Origin of the sequence: Janibacter sp. CX7, assembly GCF_024362365.1 — a bacterium.
GTDB lineage: Bacteria > Actinomycetota > Actinomycetes > Actinomycetales > Dermatophilaceae > Janibacter.
The window spans coordinates 756,831-781,150 of record NZ_CP101464.1 but is presented as its reverse complement, the minus strand read 5'-3'; the positions used below and the strand labels follow the sequence as shown (position 1 = coordinate 781,150).

24 protein-coding genes are annotated in these 24,320 nt (G+C 71.9%); 11 read left to right on the top strand and 13 right to left on the bottom strand.

Features of this window, described 5'->3' with window-relative positions; genetic code table 11:
- On the top strand, positions 1 to 453 hold the full coding sequence (locus NMQ01_RS03915) for a type II toxin-antitoxin system Phd/YefM family antitoxin (RefSeq protein ID WP_255185566.1): 453 nt from the start codon (positions 1 to 3) through the stop codon (positions 451 to 453).
- A gap of 4 nt (positions 454 to 457) precedes the next feature.
- On the opposite strand, the gene NMQ01_RS03910 is transcribed toward NMQ01_RS03915, so the two are convergent.
- From NMQ01_RS03910 to NMQ01_RS03900, 3 genes are all read right to left on the bottom strand, one after another.
- Positions 458 to 1,321 (bottom strand): nucleotidyltransferase family protein, encoded by an 864-nt coding sequence (locus tag NMQ01_RS03910; RefSeq protein ID WP_255185565.1) that lies wholly within the window; start codon positions 1,319 to 1,321, stop codon positions 458 to 460.
- Positions 1,318 to 1,593 carry a hypothetical protein gene (locus NMQ01_RS03905; protein WP_255185564.1) on the bottom strand — a complete coding sequence of 92 codons (276 nt, stop codon included), beginning with the start codon at positions 1,591 to 1,593 and terminating at the stop codon, positions 1,318 to 1,320. The genes NMQ01_RS03910 and NMQ01_RS03905 overlap by 4 nt, the downstream gene beginning before the upstream one ends.
- 61 nt (positions 1,594 to 1,654) lie before the next feature.
- A complete protein-coding gene (locus NMQ01_RS03900) occupies positions 1,655 to 2,815 on the bottom strand; it encodes an NADP-dependent malic enzyme (protein WP_255185563.1) in 1,161 nt (386 codons plus the stop codon).
- Between the two features lie 338 nt (positions 2,816 to 3,153).
- Between NMQ01_RS03900 and NMQ01_RS03895 the strand changes: the two genes are divergently transcribed.
- Positions 3,154 to 3,981: a helix-turn-helix domain-containing protein gene (locus NMQ01_RS03895; RefSeq protein ID WP_255185562.1), complete on the top strand. Its 828-nt coding sequence runs from the start codon at positions 3,154 to 3,156 to the stop codon at positions 3,979 to 3,981.
- 67 nt (positions 3,982 to 4,048) lie between these two features.
- A complete protein-coding gene (locus tag NMQ01_RS03890) occupies positions 4,049 to 6,031 on the top strand; it encodes a hypothetical protein (RefSeq protein WP_255185561.1) in 1,983 nt (660 codons plus the stop codon).
- 9 nt (positions 6,032 to 6,040) lie between these two features.
- Here the strand turns inward: NMQ01_RS03890 and NMQ01_RS03885 are convergent, their stop codons facing one another.
- From NMQ01_RS03885 to NMQ01_RS03875, 3 genes are all read right to left on the bottom strand, one after another.
- Entirely contained in the window at positions 6,041 to 7,300 is a 1,260-nt protein-coding gene (locus NMQ01_RS03885; protein WP_255185560.1) for an HD-GYP domain-containing protein, read from the bottom strand.
- Positions 7,297 to 8,400, bottom strand: coding sequence for an HD-GYP domain-containing protein (locus tag NMQ01_RS03880; RefSeq protein ID WP_255185559.1), 1,104 nt, complete (start codon positions 8,398 to 8,400; stop codon positions 7,297 to 7,299). Before NMQ01_RS03880 ends, NMQ01_RS03885 begins: the two co-directional genes overlap by 4 nt.
- Positions 8,401 to 8,525: 125 nt before the next feature.
- On the bottom strand, positions 8,526 to 8,744 hold the full coding sequence (locus tag NMQ01_RS03875) for a hypothetical protein (protein ID WP_255185558.1): 219 nt from the start codon (positions 8,742 to 8,744) through the stop codon (positions 8,526 to 8,528).
- Positions 8,745 to 9,305: 561 nt separating this feature from the next.
- Between NMQ01_RS03875 and NMQ01_RS03870 the strand changes: the two genes are divergently transcribed.
- The 3 genes from NMQ01_RS03870 to galE are packed head-to-tail and all read left to right on the top strand — an operon-like array spanning position 9,306 to position 11,311.
- On the top strand, positions 9,306 to 9,956 hold the full coding sequence (locus NMQ01_RS03870) for a sigma-70 family RNA polymerase sigma factor (RefSeq protein ID WP_255185557.1): 651 nt from the start codon (positions 9,306 to 9,308) through the stop codon (positions 9,954 to 9,956).
- On the top strand, positions 9,953 to 10,252 hold the full coding sequence (gene rsrA, locus NMQ01_RS03865) for a mycothiol system anti-sigma-R factor (protein WP_255185556.1): 300 nt from the start codon (positions 9,953 to 9,955) through the stop codon (positions 10,250 to 10,252). Before NMQ01_RS03870 ends, rsrA begins: the two co-directional genes overlap by 4 nt.
- A 39-nt stretch (positions 10,253 to 10,291) precedes the next feature.
- On the top strand, positions 10,292 to 11,311 hold the full coding sequence (galE, locus tag NMQ01_RS03860; protein ID WP_255185555.1) for a UDP-glucose 4-epimerase GalE: 1,020 nt from the start codon (positions 10,292 to 10,294) through the stop codon (positions 11,309 to 11,311).
- 85 nt (positions 11,312 to 11,396) lie between these two features.
- Here galE and NMQ01_RS03855 read toward each other — a convergent pair whose 3' ends face one another.
- The gene (locus NMQ01_RS03855) at positions 11,397 to 12,641 is read right to left on the bottom strand and encodes an acyl-CoA desaturase (protein ID WP_255185554.1); all 1,245 of its coding nucleotides are present in this window, start codon (positions 12,639 to 12,641) and stop codon (positions 11,397 to 11,399) included.
- Positions 12,642 to 12,643: 2 nt separating this feature from the next.
- The gene (locus NMQ01_RS03850; protein WP_255185553.1) at positions 12,644 to 13,756 is read right to left on the bottom strand and encodes a ferredoxin reductase; all 1,113 of its coding nucleotides are present in this window, start codon (positions 13,754 to 13,756) and stop codon (positions 12,644 to 12,646) included.
- A gap of 106 nt (positions 13,757 to 13,862) precedes the next feature.
- Between NMQ01_RS03850 and NMQ01_RS03845 the strand changes: the two genes are divergently transcribed.
- The gene (locus NMQ01_RS03845; protein ID WP_255185552.1) at positions 13,863 to 15,044 is read left to right on the top strand and encodes a CdaR family transcriptional regulator; all 1,182 of its coding nucleotides are present in this window, start codon (positions 13,863 to 13,865) and stop codon (positions 15,042 to 15,044) included.
- 78 nt (positions 15,045 to 15,122) lie between these two features.
- On the opposite strand, the gene NMQ01_RS03840 is transcribed toward NMQ01_RS03845, so the two are convergent.
- Together NMQ01_RS03840 and NMQ01_RS03835 are read right to left on the bottom strand one after the other, a co-directional pair.
- Positions 15,123 to 15,746 (bottom strand): alpha/beta family hydrolase, encoded by a 624-nt coding sequence (locus NMQ01_RS03840; RefSeq protein ID WP_255185551.1) that lies wholly within the window; start codon positions 15,744 to 15,746, stop codon positions 15,123 to 15,125.
- A complete protein-coding gene (locus NMQ01_RS03835; protein WP_255185550.1) occupies positions 15,739 to 16,575 on the bottom strand; it encodes an SOS response-associated peptidase in 837 nt (278 codons plus the stop codon). The genes NMQ01_RS03840 and NMQ01_RS03835 overlap by 8 nt, the downstream gene beginning before the upstream one ends.
- Positions 16,576 to 16,673: 98 nt before the next feature.
- Here NMQ01_RS03835 and NMQ01_RS03830 point away from each other — a divergent pair, with 98 nt between their 5' ends.
- From NMQ01_RS03830 to hisN, 4 genes are read left to right on the top strand one after another with little or no spacing between them, the layout of a single operon-like run.
- Positions 16,674 to 17,189, top strand: a complete 516-nt coding sequence (locus NMQ01_RS03830) for a DoxX family protein (protein WP_255185549.1) — start codon at positions 16,674 to 16,676, stop codon at positions 17,187 to 17,189.
- Positions 17,190 to 17,195: 6 nt separating this feature from the next.
- Positions 17,196 to 18,500, top strand: a complete 1,305-nt coding sequence (gene aroA / locus NMQ01_RS03825) for a 3-phosphoshikimate 1-carboxyvinyltransferase (protein ID WP_255185548.1) — start codon at positions 17,196 to 17,198, stop codon at positions 18,498 to 18,500.
- On the top strand, positions 18,500 to 19,645 hold the full coding sequence (locus NMQ01_RS03820) for a ribosome small subunit-dependent GTPase A (RefSeq protein WP_255185547.1): 1,146 nt from the start codon (positions 18,500 to 18,502) through the stop codon (positions 19,643 to 19,645). The genes aroA and NMQ01_RS03820 overlap by 1 nt, the downstream gene beginning before the upstream one ends.
- Positions 19,646 to 19,688: 43 nt before the next feature.
- Entirely contained in the window at positions 19,689 to 20,486 is a 798-nt protein-coding gene (gene hisN, locus NMQ01_RS03815; protein WP_255185546.1) for a histidinol-phosphatase, read from the top strand.
- 147 nt (positions 20,487 to 20,633) lie between these two features.
- Here hisN and NMQ01_RS03810 read toward each other — a convergent pair whose 3' ends face one another.
- The 3 genes from NMQ01_RS03810 to NMQ01_RS03800 form a co-directional block, all read right to left on the bottom strand.
- The gene (locus NMQ01_RS03810; RefSeq protein ID WP_255185545.1) at positions 20,634 to 21,437 is read right to left on the bottom strand and encodes a hypothetical protein; all 804 of its coding nucleotides are present in this window, start codon (positions 21,435 to 21,437) and stop codon (positions 20,634 to 20,636) included.
- 190 nt (positions 21,438 to 21,627) lie between these two features.
- The gene (locus NMQ01_RS03805) at positions 21,628 to 23,004 is read right to left on the bottom strand and encodes a pitrilysin family protein (RefSeq protein ID WP_255185544.1); all 1,377 of its coding nucleotides are present in this window, start codon (positions 23,002 to 23,004) and stop codon (positions 21,628 to 21,630) included.
- The gene (locus NMQ01_RS03800; RefSeq protein WP_255185543.1) at positions 23,001 to 24,296 is read right to left on the bottom strand and encodes a pitrilysin family protein; all 1,296 of its coding nucleotides are present in this window, start codon (positions 24,294 to 24,296) and stop codon (positions 23,001 to 23,003) included. The genes NMQ01_RS03805 and NMQ01_RS03800 overlap by 4 nt, the downstream gene beginning before the upstream one ends.
- Positions 24,297 to 24,320 lie beyond the last annotated feature (24 nt).

Sequence of the window (24,320 nt, the reverse complement as noted above, 5' to 3'; positions counted from 1 at the left end):
ATGGCTCTGCTGACTACCTGTCGAGCGTCGGACCTGTCCAGCGACAGTGCACAGGCCTTCCGGTCGACGGACATCTCTCCTGTTGAGGTCACTCGTCGCGATGGCGAGTCGCTCCTGCTGATTCGCAAGAGCGAGTACGACCGACACCACGCAGTCGTCGCGATTGCGGCGGACCTCATCGCGATCGCTCTGGCTCCAGACGACCCACCGCGTGAATCGCGTCTCCAGGCACGCTTCCCCTGGCTTGCCCTCCTCGATGTCGAGGACCAACGGTGCTTCACCACCGAAATCGTCAGCACGCTCCGGGAGTGCGCGACCGCCCACGACTTCGAGCCCTTCCTCGTCGAGCTGCACGAGTGGCAGCAGACGGCAGCCGCAGTCGCCGCCGGTTACACCGCCCCAGCGGATCTGGAGTGGCTGGAGCGTCCCAACCCTGTCGCCGGCATCGAGTAGCGAACTACCGCGACCGACCGTCTCGCCTCATGACCAAGCCGCGCAGCCGGAGCCACAGCACCTGCCGCCGGCTGCGGTAGGTCACGCCATGCGCCTCTGCCCACCATCGGGCGTGCTTCTCCGGCAAGTTGATCTGCTGCCACAACACCCGGGGGATGGACTGCGGCGATCGAGTCACGATCCGCCAGAAGTAGATCCGGCTGCGGAAGCGACCTGCCTCCTTCGCCCAACGTAGGAACTTTGGCGACGCGTGCGGGGCCGGCGGGCCACCGAGGGCTGAGATCAACGCGCTAGCGGACTCGGTGGCTCCGAGCTCTTCCGCCGCACGACGGACCTGCGCGAGCTCATGCCACTGCGCCGCGTCGACGACAGCTCGGGCAGTGTCGTCCCACTGGCCGACCCCCACGGCCTTGAACTTGTTGAGCGCCTCGAAGATCAGCGCGTGTGCACTCGGCATTGTGACCACCTGGGCGTGCGCCATGTCGACGCTGACCCGCTGCGTCCACATGGCCTCGAAGGCGTCGGCGCGCGCGAAGACCCCCGAATAGTAGTGGTGCACGTCGACCGATGCTGGGAACGAAGGGTGCGCGTACGTCACCGAGTAGATGACATCGTCCAGCGCAGGTGGGAACCAGTGGGAGATGCTCTGCCACCTTGCCGCCTCGAGAAGGCCCGCCACTCGCTCGCGGTCATCAGGGTGGATCAGCAGGTCGATGTCGTTGCTGTGCTTGGGCTTGCGCACGCCCAGCTCGACGAAGGCCGGCCCCTTGATCACCAGCGAGCGGATCCCCGCGTCGTCGAGCAGCCGCTGGAGCAGGACGGTGCCGAGCGGCACGGCTTCGGCCAGCGTCAGCGGGATGCTGCTCACGACCTGACCTCCGCGACGACACCCAGCCCGCCGAGGGACTCGACGAAGCTCGCGACGAAGGCGGCTTCCTCCCCTTCGTCCACGACGCCCGCGGCAGCGAGCTCGAGGTCCGCCTGCGCGACCGGACCGTCCTCGAGGGCGGTCCACAACGTGGCGAAGGGGGCCTGCACGTGCATCGGCACCGCCTCCGCCCCGCGGCGGGTGTCGACCAGCGCGACGCGGTGGGCATCACCCACCCAGGCGACGCCGTGGGCGATCCGCCAGCGGGTCATGCGGCTCCCTTCGTCATGGTCTCGAGGCTCGCAAGCTCGCACCTCGACCACCGTGAGGAGGCTAGCCCGCGTGCGCGGCGACCGCAGCGGCGACGGCCTCGGCGACGCCCTCCTGGAAGACCGGCGGGACGATCTTGTCCGCCGAGGGATCCTCGACGAGGTCGGCGATGGCGCGCGCGGCGGCGAGCTTCATCTCCTCGCTGATCTGGACCCCGCCGGCGTCGAGCGCCCCGCGGAAGATGCCGGGGAAGGCGAGCACGTTGTTGATCTGGTTGGGGTAGTCGCTGCGACCCGTCGCGACGATCGCGGCGTACTTGTGCGCGAGGTCGGGGTGCACCTCGGGCGTGGGGTTGGCCAGCGCGAAGATCATGCAGTCCTCGGCCATCGAGGCGACCTGCTCCTCGGGGACGGAGCCACCGGAGACGCCGACGTAGACGTCGGCACCCTTGAGCGCGTCACCGATGGTGCCGGTCTTGCCCGAGACATTCGTCGTCGCCGCGAGCATCTCCTTGTGCGCCACGAGGTCGTTGCGGTGCTTGCCGATGATGCCGCGCGAGTCGCACACGACGATCTCGGTGACGCCGGCGAGCTGCAGCAGCTGGGTCACGGCGACACCGGCCGCACCCGCGCCCGAGACGACGACGCTCAGCGTCGACATCTGGCGGTCGAGGACCCGGCAGGCGTTGATCAGGCCCGCGAGAACGACGATCGCCGTGCCGTGCTGGTCGTCGTGGAAGACGGGGATGTCGAGCCGCTCGCGCAGCTTGCGCTCGAGGTCGAAGCACCGCGGCGCCGAGATGTCCTCGAGGTTGATCCCGCCGAAGCTCGGCGCCATCCGGGCGATCGCGTCGACGAGCTCGTCGACCGACCCCGACTCGATGCACACCGGGATCGCGTCGACCCCGCCGAAGTGCTTGAAGAGCACCGCCTTGCCCTCCATGACCGGCATGGCGGCGAGCGGGCCGATGTCACCCAGACCGAGGACCGCGGTGCCGTCGGAGACGACCGCGACGGTGTTGTTGCGGGCGGTGAAGCGGCGCGAGAGCGACGGGTCCTGCTCGATGGCCAAGCACACGTCGGCGACGCCGGGCGTGTAGAGCAGCGACAGGTCGTCCTGGTCGCGCAGCGGCTTCGTGGCCCGTACCTCGACCTTGCCACCCTCGTGCGCCGCGAAGGGGGGCGACGTCAGGTCGAAGGTGGTGGTGGGCTCGGACGCAGACACGGCAGACAAACCTCGGACTAACTCGATGAAGCAGATGGTGGGGCGCCCTGCGGCAGCCGGGTGTGGCCACGACGGGCGGCGGGTGAGCCGAGCGCAATCCTCGCACATCGGGTGAGCGGGTTTCGAGGCTCCTCCGTCACATCCCGACCCGCGAGCAGGTTTCGAGGCTCCTGCGTCGCACCTCAACCAGCGAGGGGTGCCATGATCGAATTCGGACACGATGCGGGCGGATTCGGACATGCGGCGAAGAGTCAGGAGATGGTCAGTTGAATCTTGAAGGGCAGCACACCAGCCTCCGGGGGGAGACGCCGAACGCATCGGCGGCCACGTGGCGCCCCGTGACGGATGACATCCGGGGCCGCCACGTGGCGGGGCCAGCCGCCGTCGACGTCGACCGACAGCGCCACCCCGTCCACATGGCCCTCGTCCTCGAGGGCGCCTGCCGGCTGCGGCACCACGACGGCGGGCTCGTGCCGCTCCCCCACTCAACGCTCCTCATCGAGCCCACCCACGCCACCATCGAGGTGCTCGAGGGCGCCAGGCTGGGACTGGTGAGCTTCCTGTCGGTCGCCTCGGGCCCCGGCCTGCTCGAGGTCACCCCCGGGCTGCGACAGATCGCCCCCGTCGACCCCGCCCTGACCCGCATCACCGAGGTCGTGAGCGCCTGGGTCCTCGCCGAGCCGCCGACCGGCACCTTCGCCCGCCACATCATCGAGCGCACCATCCGCGACCTCGTGGGTGGCGTCATCCTCGACAGCCGGCTGCGGCCGACGAGCGAGCGCGAGCAGAGTCTCTACTCGGCCGCGCTGCACCACATCGCCGACCACTACGCCGACCCCCACCTCGGGCCGGAGAGCATCGCAGCCGCCTTCAACGTCTCGACGCGCCATATGACTCGCGCCTTCCAGGAGGAGGCCACGACCATCACGGCGAGCATCGCCTCGATCCGGGTCAACGTGGCGGCCGCCCTCATCAGCCAGCAGCCCGAGCTCGGGCTGGCCGAGGTCAGCGCCAAGAGCGGATTCCCGTCGCTGCAGGCGATGCGGCGGGCCTTCCGCGCAGGTGAGCGTCCCTCCCCTTCGGCCGTGCGGACGCTGGCTGCACGACGTCACCAAGCCGCCAACCGCTCCCGCCGCGAGCCCGACGGCGCGGGTGACGACCAGTGAGGTGTCCGCGGTCTACGATCCGGTGAGCGAGGCCGGTCGGTGCCTCCCCTTCGCCACGGAGCACCACTTGCGCGCACGCCCTCTCCTCGCCGTCCTGCTCAGCCTCGGCCTCGCCGGTGGCACGCTCGCCGCGTCCGCCCAGGCCAGCCCTGCCGCCCCCGACGGCCGCGTCCGTCTCACCGGTGACCTCGTGCGCACGTCCGTCGAGTCCGCGGGCAGCCAGCCGTCCTTCGGCGTCCTCGTCGACGGCCGTCTCGTGCCCGTCGCGGGCGACGAGCTGACCACCACTACGGGCCGCTCCCGCGTCACCGTCGACGTCGCGGTCCCGCAGACCGTCGCCGACGCGGCCGCCGCGGGGCGCACCCTGCACGTGCCCACGACGAAGGGGGGCGCTCGCCATGACCTGCACCGCGCGGACCTCGCCGCGGCCGCCGACGCCACCCCCGCGCCTGCAGACTCCGACATCGCCGCCGCGAGCATCGACACCGCCCTGGCTCCCGGCTCCGAGCCGCTCGAGGTCACCCACCTGGCCGGCGCCACCCAGGCGGCGGCGAGCTACACCCCAGCCACCCGCGCCATCACCTATGTCGAGGTCACCCCGCGCGGGATGACCCGCGAGCCGGTCACGACGACCTCCGCCACCCAGCAGGTCACCAGCGCCGACGGCTACTGGCGCGACCAGTCGCGCAGCGAGATCAAGATCGGGGCGCCGTCGATGCGCACCCACTACACGTCCGCCTACTCCTGCGCCGACGACCCGATCGCCCGCTTCCAGGAGGCCGCCGACCGCGTCGGATATGCCTTCCGGGACAACTCCAGCCTCGTGCTGCGCCTGCCGCGCGCCGCCGAGGCCGGCTGCGGCTACGGCCTCGGCATCGTCGGCGACTCCCCCAACGACTGGGGCGTGCTGCACGTCGCCGACTCGCGCTGGCCGGTCCTCGCCCACGAGCTCGGGCACAACATGTCCTATGGCCACGCCAACTCGCTCGTGTGCAGCGGCCGCAGCGACGACACCGAGCGCAGCGGCGAGTGGAGCACCTGCCGGGAGGAGGGCTACGGCGACGCCCTCGACGTCATGGGCATCTCCGGCGACACCGCCGGCATGCTCTCCGCACCCCAGGCCCTCGCCACCGGCATGCTCGCGTCGGCCGCGTCGGTGTCGGTCGGCGCCGGCACGAGCACGGTGACGCTCAAGCCGGTCTCGGGCCGGGCGGGCGTGCGCGCCGCGGTCGTCACCCACCGCCGCACCGGCGTGAAGTACTGGGTCGAGTACCGCACCGCCACCGGCCGCGACGCGACCAACCCCACCGGCCAGTCGACCGGCGTGCGCGTGCTGCGCCGCAACTCCCAGACCGGCGACACCGTGCTCCTCGACCCCACGCCGACCGGTGCCCACGACCGCAGCATGAGCCTCGCGGTCGGTCGCACCCTGACGAGCAGCGACGGCAAGATCACCGTGACGACCCAGTCCGCGAGCGCCACCGAGGCCGTCGTGCGGATCAGCAACACGTCGACGCCGGGCACCTTCAGCCTCGTCTCGTCACCCAGGATCACCGGGACGAAGGGGGTCGGCAGCACCCTCACCGCGTCGACCGGCTCGTGGTCGCCGACGCCGACGTCCTACAGCTACCAGTGGCGGCGCAACGGCGTGGCGATCAGCGGTGCGACCGGCCGCACCTACCGCGCCACGACGTGGGACGCCGGCCGCTACCTCACGGTGACCGTGACGGCCCGGCGCAGCCACTACACCTCGCGCTCGGCGACGTCGGCGAAGGTGGGCATCCCGATCCACGCGACCACCCGCCCGTCGATCAGCGGCACCCCGCGGGTCGGCCGCACCCTGACGGTCATGGTCGGGTCGTGGACCCCGAAGCCGAGCTCCTACAGCTATCGGTGGTACCGCGACGGCGCCGCGATCAGCGGCGCGAGCGCGAAGACCTACACCGTGCGCTCGGCCGACCGCGGCCACAAGGTGCAGGCGAAGGTCACCGCCCGCCGCACCGGCTACGTCACGGGCTCGAAGCTGACCTACAGCGTCGTCCCGCAGTGACCAACGCGCTCACCTCCACGCGACCGCCCGCTCGAGGGCGGTGACGACCTCCGGGTCGTAGTCGTAGCCCAGGCCGAGGTGCAGCCGCTCGAGGGCGACGGCCTGGGCCCGGGCCGAGACGGCACCCTCGGTGATGTCGTCCCAGGCATTGGCGACCCGCACGATGCGCGAGGGCAGCGGGATGTGCTCGCCGAACTCCCGGGTGCGGCGGAAGGGCGTGCGCACCTGGTCGAGATAGGGCGTGAGCTCCGCGAGCTGTGGGGTGCCGGCGATGACCCGCGCGACCGACCGGGCCATCGTCGCCTCCTCGGCGGTGCTCGCGTGGATCGTCGCTCCCCCGCGCAGCTGCTCGCGCAACCCGAGCTGCCCGACGTCGTGCAGCAGGGCGGTGCGCTCGATGGCGCGCAGGGTGACGACGTCGGCGCCCATCTCCCGGCCGATGGCGACCGAGAGGTCGGCGACCCGCTGCACGTGACCGACCCGGGTCAGGCCGGTGATCTCGCTGAACCTCGACAGCGCCACCACGGCCTCCTCGAGGGCCTGGCGGGTCGCGACGACGCGCTGGACGGACAAATAGCTGAGCAGCACGGGCAGGGTGAGCAGCGGGGTGGCCGCCCAGTCGAGGACCGGGCTCGCGAGGGCGATGAGCGGCCCGGTCGCGACGGTCGCTGCGGAGATGCCGGCGAGCGGCCCGACCTCGGCGGCAACGACGTGCCGCCACCCGCCGCGCTCGGCGAGCCAGACCACGACGTTGTCCAGACCGCGCTCGACGAGGCCGCCGACCATGGCCGCGACGAGCAGGCCGAGGGCGCCGAGCGCGCTGTGGGTGCGCTCGTCGAAGGCCCACTCGACGAGGGTCTGGCCGTCGCTGACGATGCCGCGTGCGAGCAGGGTCGTCACGACCATTCCGAGGAAGCGCGAGCCGAGCGAACCCTCGACGACCGAGAGCCCACGGGCCCTGGCGACGAGGCCTCCGGCGAGGATGCTCAGCCACACGACGGCCAGCACGGTCCATGCGCTCGGCGCCTCGCCGCCGAAGCTCAGTGGGCTGAGGATCAGGCCGAGGGCCGGGGCGGTCGTCAGGGGCGCGATGACCCGGCCGGCGATGCGCAGCGGCAGCTGCTCGCCGAGGACGATGGCGATGATCGCCACGACGCTCGCCGCGGTGACCATCTCCGGCGTGACGTCCGCCCACAGGGCGGCGACCGAGCCGATGAGGATCGCCAGGCAAAAAAGGATCAGGCCAGGGCGCTGCACGAGGCCGCTCATGGCGCGCCCACCCGCGGCAGCTGGCGACGCTCGAACGCCCGGCGGAGCGCGGCGACGCACTGCCCGTCGAGGCCGTGGCCAACCACCGACTCGCAGTGGTCGATGGCATCGGCCGGGCTCCCCCCTTCGGCCACGAGGCGGCCCCAGGTGTCGGCGACCGCCAGCACGCGCCCCCCGATCGGGATGCCCTCCCCGACGAGCCCCCGGGGATAGCCCTCGCCGTCGATGCGCTCGTGGTGCGCGGCGACGAGCTCGAGGGGCTCGCGCAGGAAGGTCACCGACCCGAGCACGCGGGCCGCCGCCTCGGGGTGGTCACGGCGCACGATCGCCGGCGCGGCCCCGTCGAGGGCGAGCATGCCGACGTCGCGCAGGCGGGCGGCCGTCGCGACCTCGTCGACCTCGGCGGGCCCGAGCCCGATGCCGGTGGCCACGGCCGTCGCTGCCCCCGTGACGAGCCGGGTCTCCTCGGCGGCGCCGGGGTGGCGCAGGTCGACTGCTTCGACGAAGGGGGTGAGCAGCGAGTGCCGCGTCGACCACTCGCGGGCGTGGGTGTGCAGACCCCACTGGATGACGAGGATGGCCGGGAGGAAGAGGACCGCCGACGCCAGCCCGAGGCCGGCCGGGGCCCAGAGGACGACGAAGAGGTAGGCCGCGAGCGCGTAGCTGGAGTACGAGGAGACGACCTGCGGCACGAGGTCGGCGACGATGGCGCGCAGCGAGCCGTCGGAGCTCAGCTGGATGACGACGGCGAGGAGGATCGCGTTGGTCAGACTCGCCGCGACCGCGGCGGCGCCCATCTGGAGGGCCAGTCCCACGGGGTCGACGAACTCGTCGGTCCCGAGCTGAGTCCCACCAGCGGCGGCGTAGGCCGCGGAGCTGGCAACGACGATGAGGACGCGCTGCCCGGCGTTGAAGACGCGCTTGACGAGTTCAGCGCGGTCGAAGGCCAACGGGACGAGCGCCACGAGGATCGCGCCGACGGGTCCGGTGAGGGGGATCGCTCCCATCTGCACGATGGGAGCGACGGAGACCTGCATCGGCCCCAGTGCCTGCGCGCGGCCGATGGTGCTGAGGCAGGCCACGACGACGGTGGCGGCCACCCAAGTGAAGTGATGAGGAAGTCCGGCAACGAGAGTGGTCGCGAGCGTCGCGACCAGCGCCGCAGCTGCTACTCCTGCGACGTATGCGTTGGTCGACCGGTCAGGGGTCGACCCAGGCGTCTGGCTCAGGCGTCGCCGAGGTGGGTGCTGCCGGCGTCAGGCGCCGCCCACTCCCAGTTGTCAGCATTGCCGCCCGCCCACTCGAAGTTGGCGGACGTCTTGGCCCACTCCCAGTTGTCCCCGGTGGTGCCCGCCCACTCGTAGTTGGCGGCACGGAAGCCGAGGAAGCCGGCGAGGGTCAGGGCCATCGTGGCGGCGCCGAGCATCACAGTGATCTTCTTCACGTGGTCGATTATGCCACCTGAGCGGGGTCCGACGGAACCACCACGACTGAGTTCACACGCGCGCGTGTGACAGAATGACGCGTTGTTCTGAGTCCCGCTCCGGTGGGACACCACCGTCAAGGAGTCACCATGAGCAAGCGCGCCCGCAAGCGTCGCTCCCGCAAGGGCAAGGCCGCCAACCACGGCAAGAAGCCCAACAGCTGAGCACTGCACCACCCCGAAGGGGGCCGCACCGGATCACCGGCGCGGCCCCCTTCGCGTGTCTCCGCTGGTCGCCACCACCCGCTGGTCGAGGCGCGAGGCCGCCGGGGCGCGGCCCCGCATACGCCGTTGCTCCGTACGGCGGGCACGGCCTGGCTCGCGGTACGGAGCAACGGCATAGCACTCCAGGAGACCCCTTGGAGCGACGCTCCCGGTACCCCCAGACCCGGCCACCGGGACGGGAATGGGGACGAGCGTTGGGCTGTTGGACCGCGGGAAGACATGCCGCGAAGGACAGGAGTCCAGGTGCTCGTACTGCACGCCGGAGAGCGCACCGCCACCCCGCTAGGGTGGAGCGCGATGACTGAACCCACGACCGACGAGCTGGCCGCCCAGGCGCAGGCCGATGCCGACGTCGACGTCGCCTCCGAGACCACCGAGCAGCGGCGCGCGCGATTTGAGCGCGAGGCGATGCCGCTGCTCGACCAGCTGTACTCCGCCGCCCTGCGCAACACGCGCAACCCCACCGACGCGGAGGACCTGGTCCAGGAGACCTACGCGAAGGCCTTCGCCGCCTTCCACCAGTACCGGCCGGGGACCAACCTCAAGGCGTGGATGTACCGCATCCTCACCAACACCTACATCAACAGCTATCGCAAGAAGCAGCGCGAGCCGAAGCAGTCCGACTCCCCCGAGGTCGAGGACTACCAGCTGCACAAGGCGGAGCAGCACACCAGCCGTGGGCTGCGCTCGGCCGAGGTCGAGGCGCTCGACCGCATGCCCGACACCGAGGTCAAGCGCGCGCTGCAGGAGCTGCCCGACGACTTCCGCATGGCGGTCTACCTCGCCGACGTCGAGGGATTCGCCTACAAGGAGATCGCCGAGATCATGGGCACGCCCATCGGCACCGTCATGTCGCGTCTGCACCGCGGCCGCCGGCAGCTGAGGGAAAAGCTGAGTGACTACGCCGCCGAGCGCGGCGTGGCGAGCGCGAAGGGGACGCAGGCATGAGCCACCCCGACCACATGGACTGCTCGCAGGCCCTGCTGCGGATGATGGAGTACGTCGACGGCGAGATGACCGCCGAGGACGCCCGCGACTTCGCCGCCCACCTAGCCTCCTGCAGCCCCTGCCTCGCCGAGCACGACCTCGACCAGGTCCTGCGCGAGGTCGTGCACCGCTCGTGCGCGCAGGAGCAGGCTCCCCCGCAGCTGCGGGCGACGATCATGCAGCGCATCACGACGATCTGCGACGACGGGTCGTGGAGCGAGGTCACGCAGGTGCGTCACATCTCCACCGAAGGGTGACCACAGGGGCCGCACAGGCCCCCTCACGACGGTGGGCGCATGCGCGTCCTCGTCACCGGCGGAGCCGGATACATCGGCTCCCACACCGTCGTCCAGCTCATCGCCGCGGGCCATCAGCCCGTTGTCGTCGACAGCTTCGTCAACTCCCGGCCGAGCGTCATCAGGCGCCTCGAGGAGCTGACCGGTGAGTACGTCGAGACCCACTCCTTCGATCTGCGGGACGTGGACAAGACGTCGGCGCTCCTGGCGGGGGGCGGTTTCGACGCGGTGATCCACTTCGCCGGGCTCAAGGCGGTCGGCGAGTCCGCGCGGTTCCCGCGCGGCTACTACGACAACAACCTCGGCTCGACCCTCACCCTCGCGCGGGCGATGGAGCGCCACGAGGTGCGCCGCCTCGTCTTCTCGTCGTCGGCGACGGTCTACGGCGAGGCCGCGCCCGTCCCCTACGTCGAGGGCTTCGAGCCGCTCGCCGCGAGTAGTCCTTACGGCCGCAGCAAGGTCATGCAGGAGTTGATCCTCGGTGACGTCGCCGCGACCGGCGGGCTGCAGGTCGCGCTGCTGCGCTACTTCAACCCTGTCGGCGCGCACGTCTCCGGCCGGATCGGCGAGGACCCGCTGGGCGTGCCCAACAACCTCATGCCCTTCGTCGCGCAGGTTGCGGTCGGACGAAGGGAGCGGCTCCAGGTCTTCGGTGCCGACTACCCGACACCGGACGGGACCCCCCTTCGTGACTACATCCACGTCGAGGACCTCGCCGCCGGCCACGTCGCCGCACTCGACCACCTGGCCGACCATCCCCAGCTCACGGTGCGCGCGTGGAACCTCGGCGGCGGGCACGGCACGTCGGTGCTCGTGATGGTCGCGGCCTTCGAGGCTGCGAGCGGTCGGCCGGTCCCCTACGACGTGGTCCCCCGCCGGGCGGGGGACCTCGCGGCCTTCTGGGCCGACCCGACCCGCGCCGAGACCGAGCTCGGCTGGCGGGCCACCCGGACCATCGAGGACATGTGCGCCGACACGTGGCGGTGGCAGTCGGCCAACCCTCTGGGCTACCCGGGCTGATCTCCCTTCGGCCCAACCCCGCTCCTGTCGAAGAAGGAACGCCCGCTCGAGCGGGCGTTCCTTCTTCGATACATCGGTGACGGGCTCAGTCAGCCAGGCGGAAGCGGGTGGCGCGGGCGCGCGCCTTGAGGCCCTTCATCCCCTTCGTCGCCAGGATCTGGAGCGTCTGGCGCAGCGAGGTGTCGTTGGGCAGGGAGAGGCGGATGATCTCGCTCCACGCGGAGGCGACCTGCTTGGGCAGGGGGCCGGTGACGTAGTCGAGGTCGTACTTGACGAAGAGCGCCCGGATCTGCGGGGCGATTTCCTGGTAGCGGCGGCTCGGCATGTCGGGGAAGAGGTGGTGCTCGATCTGGTAGCTGAGGTTGCCGGTCATGACGTGCATGGCCTTCGACCCGGAGATGTTGGCGGAGCCGAGCATCTGGCGCAGGTACCACTCGCCGCGGGTCTCGCCCTCGATCGAGGTCTTGGTGAAGGTGCGCACGCCCGCCGGGAAGTGGCCGCACATGATGACCGAGTGCGTCCAGTAGTTGCGCACGAGGTTGGACACGGCATTGGCCGCGAGGGTCGACAGGAAGTTGGGCCCGGAGAGCAGCGGGAAGAGCAGGTAGTCCTTCGCGGCCTGCTTCTTGATCTTGTTGACGACCTGCTTGGCCTCGGCGCGCCACTGGGGGTTGTCGTGGCGGGTCGGCCAGTTCTTGCCGAGCTCGAGGTCGTAGGCGGCGATGCCGTACTCGAAGAGGGTCGCGTTGATGAACTGCGTGACCGGCTGGATCAGGTAGCCGGGGTACCACTTCTGCGCGTCGTCGACCCGCATGATCCCGTAGCCGAGGTCGTTGTCGTGGCCGACGACGTTGGTGTAGGTGTGGTGCACCTTGTTGTGGCTGTTCTTCCAGTGCGCGGCCGGGGTGACGTTGTCCCACTCCCACACCGAGGAGTGGATCTTGGGGTCGCGCATCCAGTCCCACTGGCCGTGGATGATGTTGTGCCCGATCTCCATGTTGTCGAGGATCTTGGCGACGCTCAGCCCGGCGGTCCCGGCGACCCAGGCGATCGGGTTGCCGCTGAAGAGCAGGACCGCGCGCGAGCCCATCTCGAGGTAGCGCTGCGTCGTGATCATCCGACGGATGTAGCGGGCATCGGCCTCGCCGAGGTCGTCCATGACCGACGCGCGGATCGCGTCGAGCTCGCGGCCGATGTCCTCGATGTCGTCGGGGGTCAGGTGCGCGATCGGGTCGTCGGTCGCGTTGACCCGGGTGTGGACGACGTCGGAACGGCCGCCGGTGATCCGGGCGTCGGGGGTGCGGGTGGGGCGCTCGAGAGTTGCGGTCATGGTCACTTCTCCTGGGTCTCGATCGTGCAGGCACCGGCGACGGCGGAGATGCAGGTCTGCACCTTGACCGCCGGGTCGTCGGGAGTGGTCGTGGTCAGCTCGCCGGTGCGCAGGTCGCGCACGGAGCCGTCAGTCATGGGCAGCACACAGCCGAAGCAGATGCCCATCCGGCACCCGCTCGGCATGAGGACGCCGGCGTCCTCCGCCGCGTCGAGGATCGTCGTGCCGCCGTCGAGGTCGAGCGTGGTCGTGTCCGACCCCACGCGAAGGGAGGCGGTCCCCCCTTCGCCCGCCTCGACGACGCTCGGGCGGAAGCGCTCCACGTGCAGCAGCTCGGTGTGGCCGTGCGCCGCGTAGTGCTCCTCGAAGGCGTCGAGCATCGGGGTCGGGCCGCAGATCCACGTCTCGCGCTCGCGCCAGTCGGGGACGACCTCGTCGAGCTGGTCGGGGGTGAACATGCCCTCGTCGTCGGTGTGCCGGACGATCGCCCGCACGCCGGTCGGGGCGTCGGCGAGCTCACGGGCGAAGATCACGTCGTCGGCCGTCGGCGCGGAGTGCGCGTGGACGACGTCGAGACCGTCGAAGTCGTGGTTGCGCAGCATGCCCATGACCGGCGTGATGCCGGAGCCGCCGGTGAGGAAGAGGACCTTGGCCGGCACCGACTGCGGCAGGACGAAGTCGCCGCTCGCCTGGTCGATCTGGATGATCGTGCCCGGCCGGGCGTGGTGCACGAGGTGCTGCGAGACGAGGCCGTCGGGCATCGCCTTGACGGTGATCGAGATCAGGCCGTCGCGGGCGCTCGTGTCGGAGGTCAGGGAGTAGGCGCGCCAGTGGCGCACCCCGTCGACGTCGACGCCGACGCGGATGTACTGCCCGGGGGCGTGGCCCTGCCAGTCGCGGCCGGGGCGGATCGTGATCGTCGCGGCGTCGCGGGTCTCGGGCGTGATCGCCACGATCCGGCCGCGCAGGTCGGCCCCGGAGCGAAGGGGGGCGAAGAGGTCGAGGTAGTCGTCCGGCACGATCGGCGTCGCCAGGCTGTGCGCGATGCGAACGGCGGCGTCACGGAGCGAGCGTGCGCTGCCCGCGGGGCGGGGACGGGACGCTGTAGCTGTCATGCCTCCATCCTCCCGCCTCAACCCCTCGCTCCTGCTGTCCTTCACGAGTAGGGTTCGTGGCACCCGTTTGTTCGCTCGGGACAAAGGGGTGGCGAAGGGAGCGGCAGTGGCAGCAGCAGGGTCCGGGCGCACCGCCCGGCAGGCGGCCGGGCTGGTGCTCGACGAGGCGACGGTCGACGCCCTGCGCGCGCAGCTGCCGAGGGTTGCCTCGGTCGTCGTCGCCGAGGTCATGCAGCAGGTCCCGGCCTACGACGTGCCCTTCCAGGGACGGATGGGCAAGATCATCGAGCGGGCGGTCCAGGTCTCGCTCGCCAGCTTCGTCACGCTCGCGGCCGGCGCCGCGCCGCAGGGCGCCCCCGTCGGGGTGGGTGTCGCCGCCGCGCGCGAGCTGGGGCAGGCGGAGGCCAAGCGGGGCCGCCCCGTCGAGGCGCTGCTGTCCGCCTATCGCGTCGGCGCGAGCGCCGCGTGGCGCGAGCTGTCGGTCGAGGCCATCGCGGCCGGGGTCGACGCCGCGACCCTGGGGCGCTTCGCCGAGCTGGTCTTCACCTACATCGACGAGTTGTCGGCCGCCTCGGTCGCCGGGCACAACCAGCAGACGAGCAGCGCCGAGCGCGAGCGCCTCGTCCAGCTCGACCGCCTCACCCGAGGGCTCCTCACCGGCCTGCCGGAGGCGGCACTCGAGGACGCGGTCGCCGCGGCCGGCTGGGTGCCGCCGCGCACCCTGACCGCCGTGCTCGTCGAGCGCGATCGGGTGCTCACCACCGCGGGCGTGCTCGACCCGCGCACCCTGACCCTCGCCGAGGACCTGCCGGGTGCCGACGACCACGCCGTCCTGCTCGTCCCCGACAGCGGCGGGCGCTCGCGGGCGCGCCTGCTCGACGTCCTCGCGGGGCACGACGCGGTCGTCGGGCCCGCCCGACCCTGGGCCGAGGTCTCCGGGTCCTACTCCCGCGCTCTCTCGGCCGTGGAGCTCGGGCGCCCGGGCGTCCTCGACACCGACGCCGTGCTGCCGGAGCTCGTGATGCACGCCGACCCGGCCGCCCTGGCGGAGCTGCGCGAGGCCGTGCTGGCTCCCTTCGCGCAGGTGGCCGAGGGCACCGCCGAGCGGCTCATGGAGACCCTGCGCGCGTGGCTGCTGCTCCAGGGGCGACGTGAGCTCGTCGCCGAGTCGCTGCACGTGCACCCGCAGACCGTGCGCTACCGGATGAACCAGGTGCGCGACCTCTACGGCGAGCGGCTCAACGACCCCGACGAGGTGCTCGCGCTCGTCCTCGCCCTCGGCCGCTGAACCGCAACCCTGCAGGACCCTAGGGTCTTGCGCAGTTGGTCGGCCGCAACCCTGCAAAACCCTCGGGTCTTGCAGGGTTCAGCGGGTCCAGTGGTCGGCCACGGCGTCGGCGACCGCGCCGCCGCCGGTGAAGGAGTGCGTCCCGGGCGCTTCGTCGACGCGGACGTCGGCGGCCTTGTCCCCCAAGGCTGCTCGCACCACACCCGGTGAGCCGAAGGGGTCCTTGGCGCCCTGCACCACCTGCACGGTCAGCCCCGCCTCGACCGGCAGGAGCAGCTCGTGGATGCGGGACTTGTCGGGGCCCTTGCCCGGCGGCACGAGCGGGAAGCTCAGCGCGAGCACCCCGTCGGCCCCGAGCTCGGCGGCAAGCCGGCAGGCCACCCGCGCGCCCGCACTGCGACCGCCGAAGACCACCCGCTCCCCCAGCGAGTCCCGCACGCCCGCGACGATCTCGCGCCACGCGGCGTCGAGCTTCGGCGGCATGGGCGCGACCTTCTTGCCCGCCACCCGCCACGGCATCTCGACGAGCGCGACCTGCCAACCGTGGGCGGGCAGCCGGGACGCGATGGCCTGCAGGTCCTTGGCCCCGATGCCGCCGCCGGCCCCGTGGGTGAGCAGCAGGCTGCCGAAGGGGGTCCCCGTCGCCTCGTGCAGGTGGACGCGGGCGGGGCCCTGGGCCGTGGGGGTCTCGAGCTCAACCATCGGGGTTGACCACCTCTCCGGTCTCGGGGTCGACGACGCCGACCAGGTCGGACGCGGGCGCCGGCTCGATCAGGCCTGGCCCGTTGTTGCGGGTGGCGTTGACCGCGGTCGAGATCGGGTGGGCGGCAAATCGGCCCGGCTGGGCGAAGCCGAGCATCTCCCCCACGTCGTCGAGGTCCGTCAGACCCGGGTCGAGCCAGCGCGCCCAGTCGTCGGGCTCGAGCACGAGCGGCTGCCGGTCGTGGATGCGGTCCATGCCCGGGTCGGCGCTCGTCGTGATGATCGTGAAGGTCGTCAGCCACGCGTCGGGGTCGTCACCGGCCGCGACCGCCGGATCGCGCCAGAACTCGTAGAGGCCGGCGAAGGCGATGGGCGCACCGTCGCCACGGTGGATGTAGAAGGGCTGCTTGCGCGGCTTCCCCTTCGCGTCCTTCGCCACCGGCGAGACCTGCCACTCGTACCAGCCGGCCGCCGGCACGATGCAGCGGCGGCTCGCCGCCGCCTTGGCGAAGGCCGGCTTGTCGAGGACCGACTCGGCCCGCGCGTTGATCATCCGCAGGCCGACCCCGGTCTCCCTCGCCCACGACGGCACGAGACCCCAGGTGAGCAGCCGCAGCTGACGCACCGCAGCGTCCTCCCCCTTCGGCACGCGGGTGAGGACCACCGGAGCCTGCTTCGTCGGCGCCATGTTGAAGTCGGGGGTACCCGCCGGCGGGTCCTGGGGTGACTTGAGGATCGAGCGGGCCGGGTCGCCGACGCGGTCGGCATCGATCTCGAACTCCTCGACCAGGTCGTCGGGGTTGGCCGTGGCCGCATATCGTCCGCACACGCCTCCGAGACTAGGCCCACAGCCGATCCCGACTACGGTAGGAGACGTACCCGCCGGGAGATTCCTGGCGACCACACGACGACAAGGAGCACTCACCCATGATCGTTCGTCGCATCGCCCGACCCATGCTGGCCGGCATCTTCGTCTGGGGCGGCATCAACGCCCTGCGCTACCCCGCTGCCCACGTGCCCGCGGCCGAGCCCGTGACCAAGCCGCTGGCCGCGAAGACCCAGCTGCCCGACGACACCGAGCTCCTCGTGCGCGCCAACGGTGCCGCCATGGTCGCCGGCGGCGCGCTCCTCGCCACCGGCAAGGCCCCGCGCCTGGCCTCCACGCTGCTGCTCGGCACGATGGTGCCGACGACGGCGACCCACAACTTCTGGGCCGAGTCCGACCCGCAGGCCAAGGCCGGCAAGCTCACGCAGTTCATCAAGGACGTCAGCCTCATGGGCGGCCTGCTCCTCGCCGCGGTCGACACCGCGGGCAAGCCCGGCGTGGCCTACCGCGCCAAGCTCGCCGGCGAGAGCGTCGAGCGCACCGCGCGCCAGGCCCGCAAGGCGGCCGCCCGCGAGGCGAAGCTCGCCGCGCTCCAGGCCAAGCAGGCGGTGTCCTGACCCGCGATGAGCAGCCCTGATTGGCATGCCCCGGCAGCGTCCGGTCGCCTCGACGCGACCGTGACGCTGCCGGGGAGCAAGTCCCTCACCAACCGCTACCTCGTGCTCGCGGCCCTCGCCAGCGACACCTCACGCCTGCGCCGTCCCCTTCGCTCCCGGGACACCGAGCTCATGGCCCAGGCCCTGCGCCAGCTCGGCGCCGGCGTCGACGACGCCACCTCGGCCTCCGCCCAGGGCGCCTCCCCCGACTGGATCATCACCCCCGCGACGCTGCGCGGCGGGCGCACCGTCGACTGCGGCCTCGCCGGTACCGTCATGCGCTTCCTGCCGCCGGTCGCGGCGCTCGCGAACGGCCCGGTGACCTTCGACGGCGACGAGCACGCGCGGGTGCGGCCGATGGCCGCGATCATCGACGCGCTGCGTGACCTCGGCGTCACCGTCGAGGACGAAGGGAGGGCCACGCTCCCCTTCGTCGTGCAGGGACAGGGCTCCGTGCGGGGCGGGCGGGTCGTGCTCGACGCCTCCGCGTCCTCCCAGTTCATCTCGGCGCTGCTGCTCGCCGGCTCGCTCTTCGACGAGGGCGTGACCGTCGTGCACGACGGCAAGCCGCTCCCTTCGCTCCCGCACATCGAGATGACGGTCGAGGCGCTGCGCGATGCCGGTGCCGCCGTCGACGACTCCGAGGCCAACACCTGGCGGGTCGAGCCCGGTGAGCTGCTGCCGCTCGACGTCACCGTCGAGCCCGACCTGTCCAATGCCGCGCCCTTCCTCGCCGCCGCGCTCGTCGCCGGTGGCCGGGTCGCGGTCCCCGACTGGCCCGGGCACACCACCCAGGCCGGCGACATGATCCGCGACGTCCTCGCCCAGATGGGCGCCGAGGTCACCCTCGACGCGCGCACGCTCACGGTGACGGGCGACGGGCGGGTCTCCGGCATCGACATCGACCTGCACGACGCGGCCGAGCTGACCCCCGTCGTCGCGGCTCTCGCCGCGTGCGCCGACGGGCCCTCGATCATCCGCGGCGTCGGGCACATCCGCGGCCACGAGACCGACCGGATCGCCGCGCTCTCGCGCGAGCTGGGAGGCCTCGGCGTGGGGGTCACCGAGCTCGAGGACGGGCTGCGGATCGACCCGGCGCCGTTGCGCCCCAGCACCTTCCACACCTATGCCGACCACCGCATGGTCATGGCCGGTGCGCTGCTCGCGCTGCGCGCGCCGGGCACGGTCATCGAGGACCCGGCGACGGTGGGCAAGACGCTGCCGCAGTTCGTCCACCTGTGGGACGGCATGCTCGAGGCCACGGAGGGCTGATGGGCAGGTCCGCGCGCAGCTGGGACGAGTCGGACGTCCGCGTGCGCCCCAACCGCCGCGGCTCCCGCCCCCGCACCAAGGACCGGCCCAAGCACGAGGACGCGATCGTCGGCCGGGTCACGGCCGTCGACCGCGGCCGGTGGACGACGCTCGTCCCCGCGGGCGACGGCCTGCCGGAGCGGGTCGTCATCGCCATGCGCGCCCGGGAGCTCGGCCGCTCGCCCGTCGTCGTCGGCGACCAGGTCGGCATGGTGGGCGACACCTCCGGCCGGCCCGACACCCTGGCGCGCATCGTGCGCATCGAGGAGCGGGCGACCGTGCTGCGGCGCACCGCCGACGACACCGACCCCGTCGAGCGGGTCATCGTGGCCAATGCCGACCAGCTCGTCGTCGTCGCCGCCCTCGCCGACCCGCAGCCCCGCCCGCGCCTGATCGACCGGTGCCTCGTCGCGGCCTACGACGCCGGCATGGACCCGCTGCTCGTCCTCACGAAGTCCGACCTCGCCTCCGCCGACGACTTCCTCGCCCAGTACGCCCCGCTCGACGTCCCGCACGTCGTCACCTCGGTCCTCACCGAGGGCAGCGCCGGCCTGGCCGAGCTGCGCCGTCGGCTCGCCGGCCGGGTCTCGGTGCTCGTCGGCCACTCCGGCGTCGGCAAGTCGACGCTCGTCAACGCGTTGTGCCCCGACGCCGACCGCGCCACCGGTCACGTCAACGACGTCACCGGTCGGGGCCGGCACACCTCGACGAGCGCGCTCGGCCTGCGCCTGCCTCCCCTCCCCCCTTCGCCCGAAACTCCGCAAGACCCTAGGGTTTTGCAGAGTTCGGACGCCTCAACCCTGCAAGACCCTAGGGTTTTGCAGGGTTCGGAGCCGGACCCGGACGCGGCGGGCTGGATCATCGACACCCCGGGCATCCGCTCCTTCGGGCTGGCCCACGTCGAGCCGGACCGGATCATCGGGCACTTCCCCGAACTGGCCGAGGGCGCCGAGGCCGGCTGCCCGCGCGGCTGCACCCACGACGAGCCGGACTGCGCCCTCGACGCGTGGGTCGCCGCCGGCCACGCGGGGCCCGGCGGAGCGCTGCGGCTGGACTCCCTTCGCCGCCTGCTGCGAGCGCGGTCCGGCGAGTCCGACGAGCGCTGAGCCGGTCCCCCGCCGGGGCCACCGGTGCAGGTACGTTGACCGGATGGCTGACAGCTCCCCCTACGCCGATGACCTGCGGCTGGCCCACGTGCTGGCAGACCAGGTCGAGCGGATCACGATGGCTCGCTTCCAGGCGTCCGACCTCGTCGTCGAGTCCAAGCCCGACCTGACTCCCGTGAGCGACGCCGACCGCTCCTGCGAGGAGGCGATCCGCGCCCAGCTGGCCCGCTCCCGTGGCCGCGACGCCGTGCTGGGCGAGGAGTTCGGCAGCGTCGGCAACTCGCAGCGCCGCTGGATCATCGACCCGATCGACGGCACGAAGAACTACGTGCGCGGCGTCCCCGTCTGGGCCACGCTCATCGGGCTCGTCGACGGCGAGGACTGCGTCGTCGGGCTGGTCGCGGCACCCGCCCTCGGCAGGCGCTGGTGGGCGGCGAAGGGGGCGGGAGCCTGGACCGGTCGTTCGCTCGCCCAGGCCAAGCAGATCCACGTCTCGGGGGTCTCGCAGCTGGCCGATGCGTCGATGTCCTACAGCTCGCTCGACGGCTGGCGCGAGGCCGGGCGCGCGCGCAACTTCCTCAACTTCACGTCCGACCTGTGGCGCACCCGCGCCTACGGCGACTTCTGGTCCTACATGCTCGTCGCCGAGGGCGCCGTCGACGTCGCGGCCGAGCCCGAGCTCGAGGTCTACGACATGGCCGCGCTCGTCGCGATCGTGCAGGAGGCCGGCGGCCGCTTCACCTCGCTCGAGGGCGCCCCCGGCCCCTGGGGTGGCAATGCCGTCGCGACCAACGGCCTGCTGCACGACGAGGTCCTGCGCCGGCTGGCGCCGGACGCCTGAGGAGCCTCGCTCGTCCAGGCGCCCACTCGGGCCGCTCGGGCCGCCCCGGCCCCGCTGGTTGTGTGTTGAAGTGGTAGTCCAGCCTGCCTGCACGACGCACCAGAGGCTGCCGGCACCAACGGCTACTGGTTCAACACACAACCATGGTCAGAGCGCCCAGCGGTCCGGCGGGTCCAGGTGTCGCCCCGACCGGATCACCTGCAGCAGGGTGGCGGACGTCCTCGCCCAGCCTGCAAAGGTCATCGCGTGCGTCAGCCGGGTCGTGAAGTAGCCCAGCTCGAGCGCGCGCAGATCACGCGCCCGGTCCTTGGCGTAGGTGTCCTTGCCCGTGTGGTGATGACGGCTGTCGCACTCGATGATCCACCGCCGACCCGCAAGATTGTCCACAAAACCGACGCCCGGGATCTTCATCTGAGGAGTGACGCTGACGTTGTGGAGCAACAGGAAGAGCCTGACCTTGCTCTCCGTCCCCGACTGGGCCTTGCCGGATGCCCGCTCGAGTACTCGTCGGACTCCCCGAGGCGCCGTCGCGGCCAGCTCGGTCACAGTGTCCTGGTCCACCAGCTTGTTGTGCAGGGCACTGTCGGCCAGGATGCCGACCTCGAGCGGGTCGAGACACCTGATGGAGTGCTCGAGCAGGAGCCGAGGCGAGGCGATCGGGCTCGGCTCCGGCCACGACTGGTGCCATCCGTGGCCCACCCAGCCGGCACCCACCTGCCCGCGCCGGCCGTACACGTGCAGCCCGGCTGCGGGCGGCACCCACAGCCCGTGCTGCTCGACCGCCGTGACACAGGTCGGGCGCAGGCCGGCTGTCAGAGCCGCGCGGACCCCTTCGTCAGTGTCGGGCGTGACGTAGTAGCGGCCCGCGCGGACCAGCTCACCGCGCCCCACGATCTGTGGGATCGCGCGCGCAGCGACGCGGTCATGGACCTGACGGCTCGTGTAGATCATCCCGCCAGCACAGCCGGGGGGTGCGGTCCCTTCCACGGGCCGACGCGATGTGTGGACAACCTCGAGATGCTCCACACGGTTGTGCGTTGAAGTGGTAGCCCAGCCTGCCGGCAAGCCTCACCAGAGGCTGCCGGCTCGCAGGGCTACCTGTTCACCACACAACCATCGGCCCCACCGGCCGGTTTGGCCCTCAGTTGGCGACGACGGTCACCGACCCGAGCCCGAGCTCCTCGACCTCGTCCCGGTAGAGCGAGGCATCGCCGACGACCACGATGGTCCACTCGGGCCGCACGTGCTCACGCCACGCGGCGTCGAGGTCGGCAGCGGTGAGCTCGCGCATCGCGGCGATCATGTCGCTGGTGAAGGTCAGCGGCAGGTTGTCGCCGGCCAGCCCGCTCGTCTCGTCGGCGATCGCGTCGGCCGTGTCGTAACGGCCCGGCGCCGTCAGGCTCATGAAGTCGACACCGGCGCGGGTCTCGGCATCGGTGAAGCCCTCACCGACCCCGCTGAGGATCTCCGCGAGCAGGCGAAGGGAGTCGACCGTCGAGTCGGCGCGGACCGACCCCGAGACGGTGAAGGCGGAGCCCACCTGCCGAGGGCGGAAGCCGGCCCGGATGCCATAGGTGTAGCCCTTGTCCTCGCGGAGCACCTGGTCGATGCGGGCATTGGGCGCGCCGCCGATCACCCAGGCGAGGACGGGGAAGGGGGCCCACCCGGACTCGACCCGTCGGTCCGGGCCGGGCCCGCCGATGAGGATCTCCGACTGCACCGACCCCGGCCGGTCGACGAGCACGACCCGGGCGGCGTCGTCGGCGCGGGGCGCAGGGGTCCGCTCGACGGAGACCGCGCGACCAGCGGTTTCCCACGCGCCGATCGTCCCGGCGAGCAGATCGTCGACGTCGACCCCGGTGAGGTCACCGGCGACGACGACGGTCGCCCCCTCGGGGTGCACGTGCGTGGCGTGGAAGTCGACGACGTGCTCACGACGGATCGCCGCGACGGTCTCGGCCGAGCCCGACGCCGGGCGGCTGGCCCGGGTGTCCACGTCGTAGTAGGTCGCGGCCCACTCCTTGAAGGCACGACGCCCGGCGGAGGCGCGCTCCTGCTCGATCTCGGCGAGACGGGTGCGCGTCACCCGCGCGACCTCGGCCTCCTCGAAGACCGGCTCCGACAGGCACTCGGTGAGCAGGTCGAGCGCCTCGCCCAGGTGCCGCTGCGGCACGTCGACGTCGACGCCGAGAGCCGCTTCGCTCATGCCCGCGCCGAGGGCGATGCCGCGGCGCTCGAGCAGCTCGGCGAGCTCGCGCTGGCCATGGGTGCTCGTGCCCTCGTCGAGCAGGCGCGCCATGATCCAGGCGACGCCCTCGACCTCGCGCGGCTCGTGCCGCAGGGCCACGGGCACGGTGACCCGCACCGAGACGACGTACTGCCCCGGCACGTGGTGGACCAGTGCCCGGATGCCGTTGGGCAGATCCAGCTCGCGCGGCTCGGGGAAGGCCCACTCCCCCGGCGGCGTCACCTCGGGCCGCGGGACGACCGGCGTGCTCATGCTCTCGACCTCGCTCACGCGACCTCCTCCTGCTCCTGGGCGACCCGGTAGACGACGGCGGCTCGGCTCTGCGGCCGCAGCCACCGGTCGGCCGCGGCACGCACCTGCTCGGGGCTGACCTCGGCCAGCCGGTCGAGGAAGGTGTTGATGAAGCCGGGGTCGTCGTGCAGGCAGGTGTAGTGCCCGATGAGGTCGGCCCGCTCGTCCTTGGCCGCGAGCGCCGACAGCCAGGCCCGCTCGGCCTGGGTGCGCACGGCCTCCATCTGCTCGGGCGTCGGCCCCTCGTCGGCGAAGGCCGTCAGCTCGGCGCACACCCGCTCCTCGAGGGCGTCGGTGTCGACCCCCTCGGCGACGTCGACGACGACGAGACCGAGCGAGACGCCGTCGACGAAACCCATCGCCCCGACGTCGACGCTGTTGGCCACCTGCTCCTCACGGACCAGACGCTGCTCGAGCGGTGAGAAGCTCAGGCCGCCGAGGCAGTCCAGGGCCATCGAGGCGGCGAGGAACTCGTCACGGGTGTCACCCCCTTCGGCAGGCAGGCGGAAGGCCAGGTGGATCCGGTCGTTGGGCACCTCGTCGACGACCTCCTCCCGCAGCGGCTCCGGCAGCGGCGGCAGGGGCGCAACCGGCGCCCGCCGCGGCTCGGCCCGGTGGGTGATGTGCCCGAAGTAGCGCTCCGCCAGCTCCAGCGCCCGCTCGGCGGTCACGTCACCGACGATCGTCAGGACGGTGTTGTCCGGGGCGTAGTGGCGGGTGAAGAAGTCGTGGACGTCCTGCACGGACGCGGCGTCGAGGTCCTCCATCGACCCGATCGTCGGGTGGTGGTAGGGGTGCCCCTGCGGGAAGACCGTCGCGTAGACGCGGGTCAGCGCCTGACCGTAGGGCTGGTTGTCGTAGCGCTGGCGCTTCTCCTCCTTGACCACGTCGCGCTGGTTGTCGAGGTTGGCCTGGTTGACCGCCGCCAGCAGGTTGGCGTGGCGGTCGGCCTCGAGCCAGAGCGCGAGCTCGAGCGCCCCGGAGGGGATCGTCTCGAAGTAGTTGGTCCGGTCGAACCACGTCGTCGCGTTGAGCCGGCCGCCGACCCCCATGAGCGCCTGGAAGTGCTCGCCGTTGGCCACGTGCTCGCTGCCCTGGAACATCAGGTGCTCGAAGAGGTGGGCGAAGCCGGTGCGGCCGGGCTCCTCGTGACGTGACCCGACCCCGACCCACAGGTTGACTGTGACGGTCGGGGTCGTGTCGTCCGGCTGCACGACGACGCGCAGGCCGTTGGGGAGGGTGCGGTCCTCGAGGGTGAAGTCCAAGGGCATGGACGCACCTTACGACGCGCGTGC